Genomic DNA, 18,358 nt, shown 5'->3' with positions numbered 1-18,358 from the left:
CCCTGTGTTTCAATGAGTTGCCTGTTGCGATGAGGCGTCACTACCAAAGTATGAGAAGCTGGAGGGGGCAAAAGCGGCGAACGGGTTTGACACCTAAATAGCACGCCGCCTAAGGTGCATCGATAAAAAATCGTAAATTGGTTTTACCAATTTACCGCAGCTCGAGCGGCTTGAGCCACGCAGTGGCAGGTGAGCCGTGACGCGCGGATCTTGGTGAGGAGACGCAGCAATGGCGCCAGTCAAGCTTTACCCCCCTAGGCCGGAGAAGGCCTATCTTTTCGGTACCTGCCTGATCGACATGTTCTACCCCGAGGCGGGGCTCGATGCCATTCGCCTTTTGGAGCGCGAAGGCATCGAGGTGATCTTTCCCGACGACCAGACCTGCTGCGGTCAGCCGGCCTACACCTCCGGCTATCACGATGAGGCGCGTGAGGTGGCACGGGCGCAGCTCGGCCTGTTTCCCGAGCCGTGGCCGATCATCGTGCCCTCGGGGTCGTGCGGCGGCATGATGCGCACCCATTACCCCCAGCTGTTTGCCGGCAGCGTCGACGAGGCGCTGGCTCGTGACGTCGCCGAGCGGGTCTTCGAACTCACCGAGTTTCTGGTCCACGTCTGTCATCTGCCCCTCGAGGATCGCGGTAAGTCCGAGACGATCGCCATGCACACCTCGTGCAGCGCACGGCGCGAGATGGGCTTGGCCGACACCGGCCCGGCGCTGCTCGCCAAGCTGGGCCAGGTCGAGCTGGTCGAGCAGGTGCGGGCCAGCGAGTGCTGCGGCTTCGGCGGCACCTTTGCGGTACGCCATCCCGAGGTTTCGGCGGCCATGGTCGAAGACAAGACCCAGGCCATCGAGGCCACCGGCGCCAAGCGCTTCGTGACCTCCGACTGCGGCTGCCTGATGAACATCGCCGGACGCTTTGCGCACCAGGGCAAGGACGTCAAGGGCGAGCATATTGCCAGCTATCTATGGCGGAGAACCTCATGAGCGAAGTTCAGGACGCGGTGCATACCTATACGCCCCGGGAATTTCATCGCCAGGCCCACGACGCCTTGGGCAACCCGCAGATCCGCGGTAACTTCCGCCGCGCGATGGACGGCCTGATGGCCAAGCGGCGCGACGTCTTCAGCGACTGGGACCTCGAGACCCTGCGCGAGCTGGGCGCCAACATTCGCCTGCGCGCCCTGGCCAAGCTCCCCGACCTGCTCGAGCAGCTCGAGGCCAACTGTCAGGCCAACGGTATTCGGGTGCACTGGGCCGCCGACGGCGACGAGGCGTGCCGCATCATCCGTGAGATCTGCGAGGCAAATGACGCCCGCGCGGTGATCAAGGGCAAGTCGATGGTCTCCGAGGAGATGCACCTCAACGCCCATCTCGAGGAGGCCGGCATCGAGGCGCTGGAGTCGGATCTCGGCGAGTACCTGGTGCAGCTCAACGAGCAGACGCCGTCACACATCATCATGCCGGCGATCCATCTGAATACCGATGAGATCTCCGAGATCATGCACACCAGGACCGGCACCGAGCGCACCCGCGACGTCGACTACATGACCGCGGCGGCGCGCCAGCAGCTGCGCGAGCGCTTCATGGCCGCCGATGTGGGCGTCTCCGGGGTCAACTTCGCAGTGGCCGAGACCGGCACCCTGTGCCTGGTGGAGAACGAGGGCAACGGCCGCATGACCACCACGGTGCCGCCGGTGCATATCGCCGTGACCGGCATCGAGAAGGTGGTCGAGCATCTGCGCGACGTGCCGCCGCTTTATGCGCTGCTGACCCGCTCGGCCACCGGCCAGCACGTGACCACCTATTTCAACATGATCTCGGGGCCGCGCAAGGCCGACGAGCACGACGGGCCCCGCGAGGTGCACCTGGTGCTGGTCGACAACGGCCGTTCGAGCATCTATCAGGATGACGAGCTGCTCGACACCCTGCGCTGCATTCGCTGCGGGGCGTGCATGAATCACTGCCCGGTGTATACCCGGGTTGGCGGCCACACCTACGGCACCACCTATCCGGGGCCCATCGGCAGCATCCTGATGCCGCACATGCTGGGCCTGGAGGAGACCAAGGACCTGCCCACCGCCTCGAGCCTGTGCGGCGCCTGCGGCGAGGTGTGCCCGGTCAAGATTCCGATTCCCGACCTGCTGGTACGGCTGCGCAAGGAGTCGGTCGGCGAAGGGCGCGGCAACGTGCCGGGTGCCGGGGTCAAGCGCAGTGCCAAGGAGGTGGCGGCCTGGAAGGGCTTCGAGTGGCTGGCCACGCATCCTGCCGCCTGGCGGCGTTCGACGGCGCTGGCCGGCAAGCTGCAGAAGTGGCTGCCCTCGAGTATCGGCCCGTGGACCGACCATCGCACCGCGCCCAAGCCGGCCAAGGCGTCGCTGCATGCGCTGGTCAAGCGTCACCGCCGCGGGGAGGGCGAGTCATGAGCAGCCGCGAGACGATTCTCAAGCGCCTGCGCGAGCGCAGCGACGGGCCGCTGACGGCGCCGGCGAGCGACTTTGCGGTGGTCACCGGCCGTGGCTGGGATGCCAGCGAGCGGCTGGCACGCTTCGAGCAGCTGATCGGCTCGGTGCACGGCGAGGTGGTGCACGCGACCCATGCGCGCTGGACCGAGGTGCTCAGCGAGGTGCTGGCCGCCAAGGGCGTCAGCCGGCTGGCGCTGGGGCGCGAGCATGCGGTGCCCGCGGAGGCGCGGCAGGCGCTGGCGGGCGGCGACGTCGAGCTGGTCGACGTCGATCGCGACATCGAGGCGTGGCAGCGTGAGCAGTTCGAGTCGGTGGATGCCGGCCTGACCTCGACCCGCGGCGGTATCGCCGAGACCGGCAGCCTGTGGCTATGGCCGAGCGCCGATGAGCCGCGCCTGATCAGCCTGGTGCCGCCGATCCATATCGCCGTGCTCGACGCCGACACCATCGAAGACACTTTCTTCGACGTGGTGGAGCGCAACGCCTGGGCGCAGGGCATGCCGACCAATGCGCTACTGATTTCGGGGCCCAGCAAGACCGCCGATATCGAGCAGACCCTGGCCTATGGGGTACATGGCCCCAAGGCGCTGGTGGTCATCGTTCGCCACACTGGGGAGGTGCCGGCATGAGTGATACAGACATGAACGCCTGGGCCGACCTCAAGGCGGCGCTGGCCGGCAACATTCCCGCCGAGCGGCTGATCGACGACCCGCTGCGGACCCTGGCCTACGGCAGCGATGCCAGCTTCTATCGGCTGATTCCGCAACTGATCGTGCGCGTCGAGAGCGAGGCCGAACTCGGCGAGGTGCTGGCCCAGTGTCATGCACGCCGGCTGTCGGTGACCTTTCGTGCCGCGGGCACGTCGCTATCCGGCCAGGCGGTGACCGACTCGGTGCTGATCCTGCTGGGACGCGCCTGGCGTGGCCACGAGATCCTCGACGATGGCGCGGCGATTCGCCTGCAGCCGGGGGTGATCGGCGCGCGTGCCAACCAGCTGCTGGCGCCCTATCGGCGCAAGATTGGTCCTGATCCGGCGTCTATCAATAGCTGCAAGATCGGTGGTATCGCCGCCAACAACGCCTCCGGCATGTGCTGCGGCACGGCCCAGAACAGCTATCGCACCGTGCGCGATATCCGCGTGATGCTGGCCGATGGCGCGCTGCTGGATACCGCCGATCCCCGCAGTGTCGCCGACTTCAAGGCCTCCCACGGCGAGCTGCTGGCGGGCCTCGAGCGGCTCTCGGCCGAGACCCGCGCTGACGATGCCCTGGCCGATAAGATTCGCCACAAGTACCGCCTCAAGAACACCACCGGCTATGCACTGAACAGCCTGGTGGACTTCAGCGACGGCATCGAGATTCTCAAGCACCTGATGATCGGCTCCGAGGGCACCCTCGGCTTCATCAGCGCGATCACCTACGACACCGTGGTCGACGAGACCGAGAAGGCCGCGGCGCTGACCTTCTTCCCCGACATGCAGACCACCTGCCGTGCGACCATTGCCCTAAAGCAGGCGCCGGTCTCGGCGGTGGAGTTGATGGACCGCGCCGCGCTGCGCTCGGTGCAGGACAAGCCGGGCATGCCCGAGGTGCTCAAGACGCTGCCCGACGGCGCCGCCGCGCTATTGATCGACGTGCGCGCCAACACCGATGACGAGCTCGAGGCGCGCATGCAGGCGGTACATGCCACCCTCGAGGGCGTCAAGACCCTGGAGCCGCTGGCGTTTACCCGGGAGGCTTCCACCTACGACCTCTACTGGAAGATCCGCAAGGGGCTGTTCCCCGCGGTAGGGGCGGTGCGCGATACGGGTACCACGGTGGTCATCGAGGACGTCGCTTTCCCCATCGAGCGTCTCGACGAAGGCGTGGCGGCACTGACCGAGGTGTTCCATAAACACGGCTACCCGGAAACGATCCTGTTCGGCCACGCTCTGGAGGGCAATCTGCACTTCGTGTTCCCGCAGGGTTTCGAGAAGCCCGGCGAGGTCGAGCGCTACCAGGCGCTGATGGACGAAGTGGCGCAGCTAGTTGGCGTGGAGTACGGCGGCTCGCTCAAGGCCGAACACGGCACCGGGCGCAACATGGCGCCCTACGTCGAGCTCGAATGGGGCAGCGACGCCTACCAGCTGATGTGGCAGATCAAGGCGCTGTTCGATCCCGACAACCTGCTCAATCCCGAGGTGATCCTGAGTCGCAATCCGACCCTGCACCTGGAGAACCTCAAGCCGCTGCCGGCGGCCGACCCGCTGGTCGACAAGTGCATCGAGTGTGGTTTCTGCGAGGCGGTGTGCCCCTCCAAGGACCTGACCCTGACGCCGCGGCAGCGCATCGTGGTATGGCGCGAGCTGGCGCGGCTCGACGCCTTGGGCAGCGATGCCAGCGACGCCGAGCGTGAGCGTCATGATGTCCTGCTCGCCGACTACGACTACCAGGGCATCGAGACCTGTGCCGCCGATGGCCTCTGTGCCACCCAGTGCCCGGTGGGCATCAACACCGGCGACCTGGTGCGCGGGCTGCGCCGCGAGCGCAATCTCGGCCAGGCGGGCATGGCGCGGCGCATCGGGCGCCACTTCTCCGGCGCCACGCGGGTCGCCCGCGGGGCCCTGAACGTCGCCGGGGCAGGCCGTGCGGTGCTCGGCGAACGCGGTATGACCACGGTCAGCGGTGGGTTGCGCAAGCTCTCCGGCGAGCGGCTGCCGCAGTGGACGCCGAGCCTGCCGCGGGCGGCATCGATCAAGGTGCTCGAGCGCTCGACCAAGCGCGGCGATGCCACACGTGACAAGGTGGTCTACCTGCCAGCCTGCGCGACGCGGGTGCTAGGCGCATCGCATGACGACGGTGAGGCGCGGTCGGTGATGGAGATCACCCTGGCGCTGCTCGACAAGGCCGGGTTCGAAGTGATCATTCCGGCAATCCCCGGCCACCTGTGCTGCGGCATGGCGTTCGCCTCCAAGGGGCAGTTCGATGAAGCCGAGCATAAGGCGCGGGAGCTCAATCGTGAGCTGCTGGCGGCGAGCCATAATGGACGCTACCCGATCCTCTGCGACACCAGCCCCTGCAGCCTGCACGCCGGCGAGCATCTCGATGAGCGACTGTCATTCCAGGAGCCGGTGGCGTTCGCCCATGACCACCTGCTGGATCGGCTCGAGATAGAGCCTCTCAACGAAAAGGTGGCGGTGCACGTGACCTGCTCCAGCACCCGCATGGGGCTGGCCGACAAGTTCGTGGCCCTGGCACGAGCCTGTGCCACGGAAGTGGTCGTGCCTGCCGAGATCACTTGCTGCGGCTTTGCCGGTGACAAGGGCTTCACCACGCCCGAGCTGAACGCCTCGGCGCTGCAGGGACTGGCGGGGCAGGTAGAGGGCTGTAGTGCCGGCTACTCCAACTCGCGCACCTGCGAGATCGGGCTGTCTCAGCACAGCGGTATTCCCTACCGCTCGGTGCTGTCGCTGCTGGATCGCGCCAGTCGCGCGCAGCCTGCGTCAGCAGCGCTGTCAGGAGAGTGACTGGCGCGGGAAGTTTTTCTTCGTCGAGGTCTTGCGCGGCACGGGGGTAAGGCCGTAAAGTACGCATCCGCTGCTGCCGACGGGCATACGTTGGTAGCGGTGGAGAGAGGGGCAAGCAGTTGGTTTTGTTGGGTTTTTCTTGTCGAGCTGAGAAGAAAAGCGATTGACAGGCCCGCCGGAAACGGTAGAATGCGCCCCACTCGAACGGCGCGTCGCAAGACGCTCGGGCAGGCGGAGTTCGCTGCGATGTGGTTGCACTGATCGCCACCGCCGAGGCTTGACAAGTCGCACCGTTTCAGTAGAATACGCCTTCCTCGCCGGGCGCTGGCGGCTCTTCACGAGCCACGGCAACAGCGAGACGCTCTTTAACAATCGATCAGGTAATTCATGTGGGCGCTTGTCGATGACGAGGTGATCAGTCACCACATCATCAAGGCAAGCGACTCGTCACCGATCTTCGGATCGGAATTGAGTAAACGTTTGAACCTTGAGCCAAGATTGGTTCGCTTTTGCCTGGTGTCTTCGGATGCTGGGTGAGCAAGAACCGCATTGATTGAAACTGAAGAGTTTGATCATGGCTCAGATTGAACGCTGGCGGCAGGCCTAACACATGCAAGTCGAGCGGTAACAGATCCAGCTTGCTGGATGCTGACGAGCGGCGGACGGGTGAGTAATGCATAGGAATCTGCCCGATAGTGGGGGATAACCTGGGGAAACCCAGGCTAATACCGCATACGTCCTACGGGAGAAAGCAGGGGCTCTTCGGACCTTGCGCTATCGGATGAGCCTATGTCGGATTAGCTTGTTGGTGAGGTAAAGGCTCACCAAGGCGACGATCCGTAGCTGGTCTGAGAGGATGATCAGCCACATCGGGACTGAGACACGGCCCGAACTCCTACGGGAGGCAGCAGTGGGGAATATTGGACAATGGGGGCAACCCTGATCCAGCCATGCCGCGTGTGTGAAGAAGGCCTTCGGGTTGTAAAGCACTTTCAGTGAGGAAGAAGGCCTTGGGCTTAATACGCTCGAGGAAGGACATCACTCACAGAAGAAGCACCGGCTAACTCCGTGCCAGCAGCCGCGGTAATACGGAGGGTGCGAGCGTTAATCGGAATTACTGGGCGTAAAGCGCGCGTAGGTGGCGTGATAAGCCGGTTGTGAAAGCCCCGGGCTCAACCTGGGAACGGCATCCGGAACTGTCATGCTAGAGTGCAGGAGAGGAAGGTAGAATTCCCGGTGTAGCGGTGAAATGCGTAGAGATCGGGAGGAATACCAGTGGCGAAGGCGGCCTTCTGGACTGACACTGACACTGAGGTGCGAAAGCGTGGGTAGCAAACAGGATTAGATACCCTGGTAGTCCACGCCGTAAACGATGTCGACTAGCCGTTGGGAGCCTCGAGTTCTTAGTGGCGCAGTTAACGCGATAAGTCGACCGCCTGGGGAGTACGGCCGCAAGGTTAAAACTCAAATGAATTGACGGGGGCCCGCACAAGCGGTGGAGCATGTGGTTTAATTCGATGCAACGCGAAGAACCTTACCTACCCTTGACATCTTCGGAAGCCGAGAGAGATCTTGGTGTGCCTTCGGGAACCGAAAGACAGGTGCTGCATGGCTGTCGTCAGCTCGTGTTGTGAAATGTTGGGTTAAGTCCCGTAACGAGCGCAACCCCTGTCCCTATTTGCCAGCGATTCGGTCGGGAACTCTAGGGAGACTGCCGGTGACAAACCGGAGGAAGGTGGGGACGACGTCAAGTCATCATGGCCCTTACGGGTAGGGCTACACACGTGCTACAATGGCAGGTACAAAGGGTTGCAAGACGGCGACGTGGAGCTAATCCCATAAAGCCTGCCTCAGTCCGGATCGGAGTCTGCAACTCGACTCCGTGAAGTCGGAATCGCTAGTAATCGTGAATCAGAATGTCACGGTGAATACGTTCCCGGGCCTTGTACACACCGCCCGTCACACCATGGGAGTGGACTGCACCAGAAGTGGTTAGCTTAACCCTCGGGGGAGCGATCACCACGGTGTGGTTCATGACTGGGGTGAAGTCGTAACAAGGTAGCCGTAGGGGAACCTGCGGCTGGATCACCTCCTTATCGACGAATTCATCTCGTGTCGGCAAGTGCTCACAATGAATTACCTGATCGGCCAGAGCAAAGACTGTTTGGGTCGAGGACCCAGCGGTTGCAAGCGGGTCGGTAGATCAGCTGGTTAGCGCGCACCCCCTGACCTTAAATGGAAAGCAGGGTGAGGTCGGCCAGCGGGTTGCCAGCGAGCTTGCAACGGTACAGTGCCGGGTCTGTAGCTCAGTTGGTTAGAGCGCACCCCTGATAAGGGTGAGGTCGGCAGTTCAAATCTGCCCAGACCCACCAAATTTGCGCGATACGTCGTTGAAAGACTCCCCGTATAGCAGGCTATACGTCGTCATCTTTCGCCTTGTCTCTCACAAATTACATTTCGCACGCTAAACGGCGGAAGAAATGTCAGGAGGGGCCATAGCTCAGCTGGGAGAGCGCCTGCCTTGCACGCAGGAGGTCAGCGGTTCGATCCCGCTTGGCTCCACCACTTCTCTCCACCCCCACAGTCTTACCTGATCGGATCCGCAGTCATAAGCCACCATCGCCAAGACGATGACCGGTTTATGACTGTCGATTGACAGTCTGCTCTTTAACAATGTGAATCATGCTGACAAATTTCTCCGCAAGGAGAAATGCAAGATACGTTTCAAGCGTATCCGGCAATTGTCGTACGTAATCGCAGACCAGACCCTTTCGGGTTATATGGTCAAGCGATTAAGCGCACACGGTGGATGCCTAGGCAGCCAGAGGCGATGAAAGACGTGGAAGCCTGCGATAAGGCTCGGTGAGGTGGCAAACGACCTGTGACCCGGGCATTTCTGAATGGGGAAACCCACCCAGCATAAGCTGGGTATCCCACACTGAATCCATAGGTGTTGGGAGGCGAACCAGGGGAACTGAAACATCTAAGTACCCTGAGGAAAAGAAATCAACCGAGATTCCCCTAGTAGCGGCGAGCGAACGGGGACCAGCCCTTAAGCGTGTGACTGATTAGGCAAACGAGTTGGGAAACTCGACCATAGTGGGTGATAGTCCCGTAGCCGAAAATCTGATCACGTGAAATCGAGTAGGTCGGGGCACGTGAAACCTTGACTGAAGACGGGGGGACCATCCTCCAAGGCTAAATACTCCTGGCTGACCGATAGTGAACCAGTACCGTGAGGGAAAGGCGAAAAGAACCCCGGAGAGGGGAGTGAAATAGATCCTGAAACCGTGTGCGTACAAGCAGTGGGAGCCGACATGTTCGGTGACCGCGTACCTTTTGTATAATGGGTCAGCGACTTATATTCAGTGGCGAGCTTAACCGTATAGGGGAGGCGTAGGGAAACCGAGTCTTAACTGGGCGACCAGTCGCTGGATATAGACCCGAAACCGGGCGATCTATCCATGAGCAGGTTGAAGGTTGAGTAACATCAACTGGAGGACCGAACCAGGATCTGTTGAAAAAGATTTGGATGACTTGTGGATCGGAGTGAAAGGCTAATCAAGCCCGGAGATAGCTGGTTCTCCTCGAAAGCTATTTAGGTAGCGCCTCACGTATCACCGCCGGGGGTAGAGCACTGTTTCGGCTAGGGGGTCATCCCGACTTACCAACCCGAGGCAAACTCCGAATACCGGTGAGTGCGAGCGTGGGAGACACACAGCGGGTGCTAACGTCCGTTGTGAAAAGGGAAACAACCCAGACCGTCAGCTAAGGTCCCGAAATCCTGGTTAAGTGGGAAACGATGTGGGAAGGCTCAGACAGCTAGGAGGTTGGCTTAGAAGCAGCCATCCTTTAAAGAAAGCGTAATAGCTCACTAGTCGAGTCGGCCTGCGCGGAAGATGTAACGGGGCTAAACCAGGTACCGAAGCTACGGGTGTGCCTGCATCACTTAAGGCTATTCGATTAACGTCGCGAAGCGACGTTCAAGCGCCACCCGAACGTTGAGTCGGATGAGCGGATCAACAGAGTAGACTTAAGGATGCAGGCACGCGGTAGAGGAGCGTCGTGTAAGCCGATGAAGGTGGATTGAGAAGTCTGCTGGAGGTATCACGAGTGCGAATGCTGACATGAGTAACGACAAGGGGAGTGAAAAACTCCCCCGCCGGAAGACCAAGGGTTTCTGTTCGATGCTAATCAGAGCAGAGTGAGTCGGCCCCTAAGGCGAGGCCGAAAGGCGTAGTCGATGGGAAACGGGTCAATATTCCCGTACCTGACATGGTTGCGATGGGGGGACGAAGAAGGCTAGGTGAGCCAGGCGTTGGTTGTCCTGGTGAAAGCTTGTAGGCCAGTGATTTAGGAAAATCCGGATCACTCTCTTCAATGAGGAGGCCGAGAAGCGAGACGAACAGACCACGGTCTGGAAGTCACTGATGCCACGCTTCCAGGAAAAGCCTCTAAGCTTCAGACCATGTGAGACCGTACCCCAAACCGACACAGGTGGTCAGGGTGAGAATCCTAAGGCGCTTGAGAGAACTCGGGTGAAGGAACTAGGCAAAATGGTGCCGTAACTTCGGGAGAAGGCACGCCGCGTTAGTGTGAAGGGACTTGCTCCCCGAGCACGAGGCGGTCGAAGATACCAGGTGGCTGCAACTGTTTATTAAAAACACAGCACTCTGCAAACGCGTAAGCGGACGTATAGGGTGTGACGCCTGCCCGGTGCCGGAAGGTTAATTGATGGTGTTAGCCGCAAGGCGAAGCTCTTGATCGAAGCCCCGGTAAACGGCGGCCGTAACTATAACGGTCCTAAGGTAGCGAAATTCCTTGTCGGGTAAGTTCCGACCTGCACGAATGGCGTAATGATGGCCACGCTGTCTCCACCCGAGACTCAGTGAAATTGAAATCGCAGTGAAGATGCTGTGTACCCGCGGCTAGACGGAAAGACCCCGTGAACCTTTACTATAGCTTCACACTGGATGCTGATGTTGCTTGTGTAGGATAGCTGGGAGGCTTAGAAACCCGGACGCCAGTTCGGGTGGAGCCAACCTTGAAATACCAGCCTGGCATCATTGGCGTTCTAACTCAGGCCCGTTATCCGGGTCGAGGACAGTGTGTGGTGGGTAGTTTGACTGGGGCGGTCTCCTCCCAAAGAGTAACGGAGGAGCACGAAGGTACCCTCAGCACGGTTGGAAATCGTGCATTGAGTGCAAGAGCATAAGGGTGCTTAACTGCGAGACAGACACGTCGAGCAGGTACGAAAGTAGGTTCTAGTGATCCGGTGGTTCTGTATGGAAGGGCCATCGCTCAACGGATAAAAGGTACTCCGGGGATAACAGGCTGATACCGCCCAAGAGTTCACATCGACGGCGGTGTTTGGCACCTCGATGTCGGCTCATCACATCCTGGGGCTGAAGTCGGTCCCAAGGGTATGGCTGTTCGCCATTTAAAGTGGTACGCGAGCTGGGTTTAGAACGTCGTGAGACAGTTCGGTCCCTATCTGCCGTGGGCGTCGGAAGTTTGAGAAGAGCTGCTCCTAGTACGAGAGGACCGGAGTGGACGCACCTCTGGTGTTCCGGTTGTCACGCCAGTGGCATTGCCGGGTAGCTATGTGCGGACAGGATAACCGCTGAAAGCATCTAAGCGGGAAGCCCCCTTCAAGATGAGACTTCCCTGAGGCTTTACGCCTCCTGAAGGGCCCAGCGAGACTAGCTGGTTGATAGGCACGGTGTGGAAGCACAGCAATGTGTTGAGCTAACGTGTACTAATGGCCCGTGAGGCTTGACCATATAACCCCAAGGGGTCTGTGGATTACGCGACAATTGACGGATGCGTTGAGACGTATTGGTTGGCATGATTCCCACGTTTTTCGCCTGACGACCATAGCGTGCGGGAACCACCTGATCCCATGCCGAACTCAGCAGTGAAACCGCTCAGCGCCGATGGTAGTGTGGGGTCTCCCCATGCGAGAGTAGGTCATCGTCAGGCACTTATACCAAAACCCCAGCTTCGGAAGAGGCTGGGGTTTTTTCATGGGCATGGGGAAACCCGCTTTTTCTATGTGGGGCCGCTTCGCGGGCCGGCCCCTCGCCGGCTCGGGGCGTTCGACCGCCCTCGCGGCGGTGCCGCGAAGGGCCGGGCGGTCTCACCCCCATGCGAGAGTAGCGGAGCGCCGCTCGGGTCACCGTCAGGCACTTATTTAGAAACCCAGCTTCGAAAGAGGCTGGGTTTTTTCATGTCCAGACGCCCCGTTCTCGGCAGAGATCGGGGCTTCGTCGTTTGGGGCGGGTGGGCGTTGCACTTTGGTCGCGGCATTCCCGCCGGTAGGCCGCTTCCGATAGAATATGGTTTTTCCCGGCTGGGGCCGTTGTAATGACCATTGGTGATCTGATCCGCCTGATGCGTGATGGCGAGTTTCATTCCGGCGAGCAGCTGGGGGAGCGGCTAGGGGTATCACGCACGGCGGTGTGGAAACAGCTCAAGAAACTCGAGGCAATGGATGTCCCCCTCGAGGCGGTCAAGGGCCTGGGATATCGTCTGGCTACCCCGCTAGAGCTGCTGGACGGGGCCGGTATCGTCGCCCAGTTGCCGCGCGATAGCCGGACCCGCTTGAGCCGCTTGATCATCGAGGACAACGTAACATCCACCAATGCCTACCTGCGCGAGCGCTTCGAGCAGGGGGCAGGTCACGGCGAGGTGTGTCTGGCCGAGGGGCAGAGCGCCGGCAGAGGGCGTCGAGGGCGCGGTTGGGAAACGCCCTGGGGGCGTAACCTGGTACTGTCGATCGGCTGGCGATTCGAGGGCGGAGCTAGCGTACTCGAGGGGCTGAGCCTGGCCGTGGCGGTCGTCGTGGCCGAAGTGTTGGAGCGTCACGACCTTGCGGTGAGGCTCAAGTGGCCTAACGATGTGCTGCTCGAGACGCCCGGGGGGCTAGCCAAGCTGGCGGGCATCCTGCTCGAGGTGAGCGGCGATCTGGCCGGGCCTTGCGAAGTGGTGGTCGGATTGGGGCTCAACGTCGACCTGCCTGACGAGATTCGCGGGCGCATCGGGCAGCCGGTGGCGGCGGTGCATGATGTGGCGCCAGAGGTCTCGCGTAACCAGTTGGCGGCGGAGCTGGTGGCTGGGCTGCTCGACCTATTGTCGCGCTACGAGCAGGAGGGGTTCGCTGCCTGGCAGCCGGCATGGTCGCGCCGCCATGCCTATGCTGACCGGGAAATCGAGGTCGTCCAGCAGGACACGCGCTATGTCGCGCGGGTCGAAGGGATCGATGCATCAGGCAACCTGCTGGTACGCCACGAGGGGCAGCAGCGCCGCCTGGCGGGCGGCGAAATCAGCGTGCGTGGGCGTTCATGATTCTCGACCTGGATATCGGCAATACGCTCTCCAAGTGGCGCCTCAAGGATAGTGCCAGCAGTGAGATACGCTCGCGCGGCGCGGTCTGGACCCGTGAGGAGTGGCGACCCGGTTCCGACATTCCCGACCTCGATGTGGTGGAGGCGGTGCGTATCTCCAGCGTGGCGCGGCGCGCGGTGCTGCAGGACACCGTGGCACTGCTGCGGCGGCGCGTCGGCATCGTGCACGTGGCGCGCTCGACCCGTGAGGCGCTGGGTGTCACCAATGGCTATGAGGAGCCTGGGCGGCTGGGCGTCGACCGCTGGATGGGCGCGTTGGCCAGCTATCACCTGGCCGGCGGTTGCTGCAGCGTCGACTGTGGCAGCGCCATCACCATCGACTTCGTGCTGCCCGGCGGGCGTCATCTCGGTGGTTACATCCTGCCTGGGCTGCGATTGATGAAAGAGAGCCTCAAGCTGGGCACACGCAACGTGGCCATCGACCCGGACAGCGAGGCCGATGAGCTCCTGGCGCCCGGCAAGAACACCGTGGAGGCGGTCAATCACGGTATCTACATGGCGGCGGTGAGTGCTGTAAATCGCATCTATGCCGAGGTGTGTGACCGCGAGGGGGTAGCGATGCCGCTGCTGCTCACGGGCGGTGATGCGCGGGTCGTGTCGCGGGGCATGCGGGTGCCCCATGCGCTATGGCCGGATATGGTGTATGGCGGACTCGAGGCGTGTTTCCCGCTGACCAGCGCGGAGCGTGCCGGCCGGCTGTCGGGCGCCCCCCAGGTGCCCGCACCGGTGGCCTTGGAAAAGATTCGTGCAGGCCTTGCCTTCTCGATGCTGCTTTGACATAATTTTGCGCGTTCTCAGGTGCAGCGCTGCCCGAAGAGAGTTTGATATCTGACGGGTAAGCACTTGACAACTTTGAGAAAAGCGGTAGAATTTGCCGCGGCCTGGAGGGGTTCCCGAGTGGCCAAAGGGAGCAGACTGTAAATCTGCCGCGAAAGCTTCGAAGGTTCGAATCCTTCCCCCTCCACCAGAATTTGCCGACGTACTGTGAATCGGCCGCAAGAGTGGGTAAGCGGGTATAGTTCAATGGTAGAACCTCAGCCTTCCAAGCTGATGGTGCGGGTTCGATTCCCGCTACCCGCTCCAGTTTCTGGTCAGGCAGTAGGTCAAGCGTTTTGCTCATGTAGCTCAGGGGTAGAGCACACCCTTGGTAAGGGTGAGGTCGACGGTTCAAATCCGTCCATGAGCTCCATATTGAAAAGGCGAGCCAAGTGCTCGCCTTTTCTCTTCCCGGAGGCGTGCCGGGGGTTGTAAGGCGGAATCGCTTCCGCTATCATTGCGCCCGCTGTTGCATAGGCCCCCTGCAAAAGGGGCGTGGTGGCAGCGCCGATACAGGCCAGTAGCTCAATTGGCAGAGCAGCGGTCTCCAAAACCGCAGGTTGGGGGTTCGATTCCCTCCTGGCCTGCCAGTCTTCCCCAGGCTGGCGTTATCTCTTATACTTTCATGTTTCGATTGCCGCACCCTGAGGAGTCTCGTTTTCATGAAACATAACGCCGAGGTGCAGGAGTCGCGCCACGACGGGCTCAAGTGGGCGGTGGTCGTTTCCTTGGTGGTGGTTGCCGTGGTAGGCAACTCCTACTTCGCCGATCAGGCCATCCTCTATCGGGTGCTGGGCGTGGTGGCGCTGTGTGCGCTGGCCGCGGTGGTTGGCTTTACCACCACCAAGGGGCGCGATCTGCTCGAGCTTGCTCGCAGCGCGCGCAAGGAGATCCAGCGGGTGGTCTGGCCGACTCGCCCCGAGACCATTCAGACCACCGCCATCGTGTTGGTGGCGGTGCTGGTGGTGGCCCTGATGCTGTGGCTGATGGACACCATTCTAGGCTGGGCGATGTCCGGCGTCATCGGTTAGGAGATTCCATGTCCAAGCGTTGGTATGTCGTGCATGCCTACTCCGGTTTCGAGAAGCATGTCATGCGCTCGCTCATTGAGCGCGTGAAGATGTATGGCATGGAGGACCGCTTCGGCGAGATTCTGGTGCCGACCGAGGAAGTGGTGGAGATGCGCGACGGCAAGCGTCGCAAGAGCGAACGCAAGTTCTATCCCGGCTATGTACTGGTCGAGATGGAGATGGATGACGGCACCTGGCACCTGGTCAACGAGACGCCCCGCGTGATGGGCTTCATCGGCGGTACCAAGGAAAAGCCGGCGCCGATCACCCAGAAGGAAGCCGATGCCATCCTGCGCCGTGTGCAGGACGGTACCGACAAGCCGCGCCCCAAGACCCTGTTCGAGCCGGGTCAGTCGGTGCGGGTCGTCGATGGCCCCTTCGCCGACTTCAACGGCGTGGTCGAAGAGGTCAACTACGACAAGAGTCGTTTACAGGTCAGCGTGCTGATTTTCGGCCGCGCGACCCCTGTCGAGCTCGAGTTTTCGCAGGTCGAGAAGGACTGAATCTCGGCCTGAGCGTATCGTATGAACCGCTGGGCGGTTCATTAACCCGGGGAGCCGCAAGGCGCTATTACCCAACTGGAGTCTACCCATGGCCAAGAAAGTACAGGCTTACATCAAGCTGCAGGTTGCAGCTGGTAAGGCCAACCCGAGTCCGCCCGTCGGCCCCGCGCTGGGCCAGCACGGTGTCAATATCATGGAGTTCTGCAAGGCGTTCAACGCCGAGACCCAGGATATCGAGCCGGGTCTGCCGACACCCGTGGTGATTACCGTCTATTCCGACCGTAGCTTCACCTTCATCACCAAGACGCCGCCGGCAGCCGTGCTGCTGAAGAAGGCCGCTGGTATCAAGTCCGGCTCAGGCGAGCCGAACAAGAAGAAGGTCGGGACCGTGACTCGCGAGCAGCTCGAAGAGATCGCCAAGACCAAGGAGCCGGATCTGACGGCTGCCGATCTCGACGCCGCCGTGCGTACCATTGCCGGTAGTGCCCGTAGCATGGGCCTCAACGTGGAGGGCCTCTGATCATGGCTAAACTGACCAAGCGTGCCAAGCTGATCAACGAAAAGCTCGAGGCCGGCAAGGTCTACTCCCTGGAGGAGGCCGTGGCGCTGCTCAACGAGCTGTCCACCGTCAAGTTCAAGGAGTCGCTGGACGTCGCCATCAACCTCGGTGTCGATCCGCGTAAATCCGACCAGGTGGTGCGTGGCGCGACCGTCATGCCCAACGGTACTGGCAAGGACGTGCGCGTTGCCGTCTTTACCCAGGGTGCCAACGCCGACGCCGCCAAGGAAGCCGGTGCCGATATCGTCGGCATGGACGACCTGGCCGAGCAGGTCAAGAAAGGCCAGCTCGACTTCGACGTGGTCATCGCGTCACCGGACGCCATGCGCGTGGTCGGCCAGCTGGGCCAGATCCTCGGTCCGCGCGGCCTGATGCCCAACCCCAAGGTCGGCACCGTGACCCCGGACGTGGCGACCGCGGTGAAGAACGCCAAGGCCGGCCAGGTGCGCTTCCGTACCGACAAGAACGGCATCATCCACACTACCCTTGGCAAGGTCGATTTCGACGCAAGCGCGATTCAGGGCAACCTCGAAGCGCTGGTCGCCGACCTCAAGAAGCTCAAGCCGAGCACCTCCAAGGGTGTGTATTTCAAGAAGATGACCCTGTCCACCACCATGGGCCCGGGCATCACCGTCGACCACTCTGCGCTGGTGTAAGCCAGCCGAGTAGCGACGCAACAGGCAGTAACTTTGCGGTCCCCGTACGCGGCGTCAAGGCGTAACGGCGGGGCACCGTCAAAGACCGCAGGTGCCGCTCCTCGGAGCGGCTTAATCGCCCCTTGAGGGCGCCTGCGCAGATGGTGTGGCCGCCAGTCTTCTGGTGAGCACCATCACCCGGTACCTCCACCGGGCCAGTTGGCGGGTGGGGGAGATGGTAACCACCGGAATGCTCGATACGGGCTTCCGGCACGAAGGAGTGATCACTGTGCCACTAGCACTCGAAGGCAAGAAAGCGATCGTTGCCGAGGTCAGTGAAGCGGCCAAAGATGCGCTCTCCGTCGTCGTTGCCGACTCGCGTGGCGTTGCCGTAGGCGCAATGACCGACCTGCGCAAGCAGGCCCGCGAGAATGGCGTGCAGATCCGTGTTGTCCGCAACACCCTGGCACGCCGCGCCCTCGAGGGCACTCCCTGGGAGTGCCTCAACGAGACGTTCTCGGGTCCGACCATGCTGGCCTTCTCCTATGAGCACCCGGGCGCTGCCGCCCGCCTGTTCAAGGAGTTCGCCAAGGGTGAGAAGGACTTCGAGGTCAAGGCGCTGGCATACGAAGGCGAGTTCATCCCGGCTTCTGACCTGGATCGCCTGGCAACGCTGCCGACTTACGACGAGGCCATCGCCAAGCTGATGTCCGTCATGAAGGAAGCGTCCGCTGGCAAGCTGGTTCGTACTCTCGCTGCGCTGCGCGATCAGAAGCAGGAAGAGGCCGCCTGATCGGCGAACTCGATCCCGCTGTCTGCATCGAACACTGTATCAACGAGCGCTCGGGCGACCGAGGCTCCCGCAAAGTTTAGGAATTTGACAATGGCACTGACCAAAGAAGACATCATCAACGCCGTCGCCGACATGTCCGTGATGGAAGTCGCCGAGCTGGTCGAAGCGATGGAAGAGAAGTTCGGCGTATCTGCCGCTGCCGCCGTCGTGGCTGGCCCGGCTGCCGCTGGCGAAGCTGCTGAAGAGCAGACCGAGTTCGACCTGGTGCTGACCGGCGCTGGCGAGAAGAAGGTCAACGTGATCAAGGTCGTTCGCGAGATCACCGGCCTGGGCCTGAAGGAAGCCAAGGGTGCCGTCGACGGCGCACCGGCGACCATCAAGGAAGCGATGTCCAAGGACGACGCTGAAGCAGCCAAGAAGAAGCTGGAAGAAGCCGGCGCGTCCGTGGAGCTCAAGTAATCCTTGTGCCCATGGCTTCACGCGCTGCGTAAGCTTCCACGGCTGGTGGCGGGACACCCGCTGCCGGCCTTTTTCTGTTGTTACTAGCCGGCCGCCACGTTTGGCGTAGCCGCTAGCCGAATTCCGACGGCGAGCTCTCATACGGGGGC

12 protein-coding genes, 6 tRNA genes and 3 rRNA genes are annotated in these 18,358 nt (G+C 61.6%); all 21 read left to right on the top strand.

What is annotated here, in order from left to right; all coding sequences use genetic code 11:
• Positions 1–229 precede the first annotated feature (229 nt).
• Entirely contained in the window at positions 230–985 is a 756-nt protein-coding gene (locus BWR19_17795) for an oxidoreductase (GenBank protein ID APX94624.1), read from the top strand.
• A complete protein-coding gene (locus BWR19_17790; protein APX95092.1) occupies positions 982–2,424 on the top strand; it encodes an iron-sulfur cluster-binding protein in 1,443 nt (480 codons plus the stop codon). The genes BWR19_17795 and BWR19_17790 overlap by 4 nt, the downstream gene beginning before the upstream one ends.
• Entirely contained in the window at positions 2,421–3,092 is a 672-nt protein-coding gene (locus BWR19_17785) for a lactate utilization protein (protein APX94623.1), read from the top strand. The genes BWR19_17790 and BWR19_17785 overlap by 4 nt, the downstream gene beginning before the upstream one ends.
• A gap of 11 nt (positions 3,093–3,103) precedes the next feature.
• Positions 3,104–5,968, top strand: a complete 2,865-nt coding sequence (locus tag BWR19_17780; protein APX94622.1) for a 4Fe-4S ferredoxin — start codon at positions 3,104–3,106, stop codon at positions 5,966–5,968.
• A 556-nt stretch (positions 5,969–6,524) separates the two neighbouring features.
• Positions 6,525–8,071: ribosomal RNA gene (locus tag BWR19_17775) — 16S ribosomal RNA — on the top strand.
• 192 nt (positions 8,072–8,263) lie between these two features.
• Positions 8,264–8,340, top strand: a tRNA-Ile gene (locus BWR19_17770).
• Between the two features lie 117 nt (positions 8,341–8,457).
• Positions 8,458–8,533: transfer RNA gene (locus BWR19_17765), tRNA-Ala, on the top strand.
• 210 nt (positions 8,534–8,743) lie between these two features.
• A 23S ribosomal RNA gene (locus BWR19_17760) occupies positions 8,744–11,766 on the top strand.
• Between the two features lie 68 nt (positions 11,767–11,834).
• A 5S ribosomal RNA gene (gene rrf / locus BWR19_17755) occupies positions 11,835–11,950 on the top strand.
• The 16S, 23S and 5S rRNA genes sit together here with 2 tRNA genes alongside, the layout of an rRNA operon.
• Before the next feature lie 384 nt (positions 11,951–12,334).
• The gene (locus BWR19_17750; protein ID APX94621.1) at positions 12,335–13,315 is read left to right on the top strand and encodes a biotin--[acetyl-CoA-carboxylase] ligase; all 981 of its coding nucleotides are present in this window, start codon (positions 12,335–12,337) and stop codon (positions 13,313–13,315) included.
• Complete coding sequence (locus BWR19_17745; protein APX94620.1) at positions 13,312–14,151, top strand: type III pantothenate kinase; 840 nt, start codon at positions 13,312–13,314, stop codon at positions 14,149–14,151. Before BWR19_17750 ends, BWR19_17745 begins: the two co-directional genes overlap by 4 nt.
• 106 nt (positions 14,152–14,257) lie before the next feature.
• Positions 14,258–14,341: transfer RNA gene (locus BWR19_17740), tRNA-Tyr, on the top strand.
• A 42-nt stretch (positions 14,342–14,383) separates the two neighbouring features.
• A tRNA-Gly gene (locus BWR19_17735) sits at positions 14,384–14,457 on the top strand.
• A gap of 31 nt (positions 14,458–14,488) precedes the next feature.
• Positions 14,489–14,563: transfer RNA gene (locus BWR19_17730), tRNA-Thr, on the top strand.
• A 141-nt stretch (positions 14,564–14,704) separates the two neighbouring features.
• Positions 14,705–14,780, top strand: a tRNA-Trp gene (locus BWR19_17725).
• A gap of 72 nt (positions 14,781–14,852) precedes the next feature.
• Entirely contained in the window at positions 14,853–15,221 is a 369-nt protein-coding gene (locus BWR19_17720; protein ID APX94619.1) for a preprotein translocase subunit SecE, read from the top strand.
• 8 nt (positions 15,222–15,229) lie between these two features.
• A complete protein-coding gene (locus BWR19_17715) occupies positions 15,230–15,763 on the top strand; it encodes a transcription termination/antitermination protein NusG (GenBank protein ID APX94618.1) in 534 nt (177 codons plus the stop codon).
• A gap of 88 nt (positions 15,764–15,851) precedes the next feature.
• Positions 15,852–16,283 (top strand): 50S ribosomal protein L11, encoded by a 432-nt coding sequence (locus BWR19_17710; GenBank protein APX94617.1) that lies wholly within the window; start codon positions 15,852–15,854, stop codon positions 16,281–16,283.
• A 2-nt stretch (positions 16,284–16,285) separates the two neighbouring features.
• Positions 16,286–16,978 carry a 50S ribosomal protein L1 gene (locus tag BWR19_17705; protein APX94616.1) on the top strand — a complete coding sequence of 231 codons (693 nt, stop codon included), beginning with the start codon at positions 16,286–16,288 and terminating at the stop codon, positions 16,976–16,978.
• Positions 16,979–17,246: 268 nt separating this feature from the next.
• Positions 17,247–17,750, top strand: a complete 504-nt coding sequence (locus tag BWR19_17700; GenBank protein APX94615.1) for a 50S ribosomal protein L10 — start codon at positions 17,247–17,249, stop codon at positions 17,748–17,750.
• A gap of 90 nt (positions 17,751–17,840) precedes the next feature.
• A complete protein-coding gene (locus tag BWR19_17695; protein APX94614.1) occupies positions 17,841–18,209 on the top strand; it encodes a 50S ribosomal protein L7/L12 in 369 nt (122 codons plus the stop codon).
• Positions 18,210–18,358: the final 149 nt, after the last annotated feature.

Source organism: Halomonas sp. 1513, from assembly GCA_001971685.1.
Lineage (GTDB): Bacteria > Pseudomonadota > Gammaproteobacteria > Pseudomonadales > Halomonadaceae > Franzmannia.
Note: the sequence above shows the minus strand (reverse complement) of the source record. Positions and strands in the feature narration are given on the sequence as shown.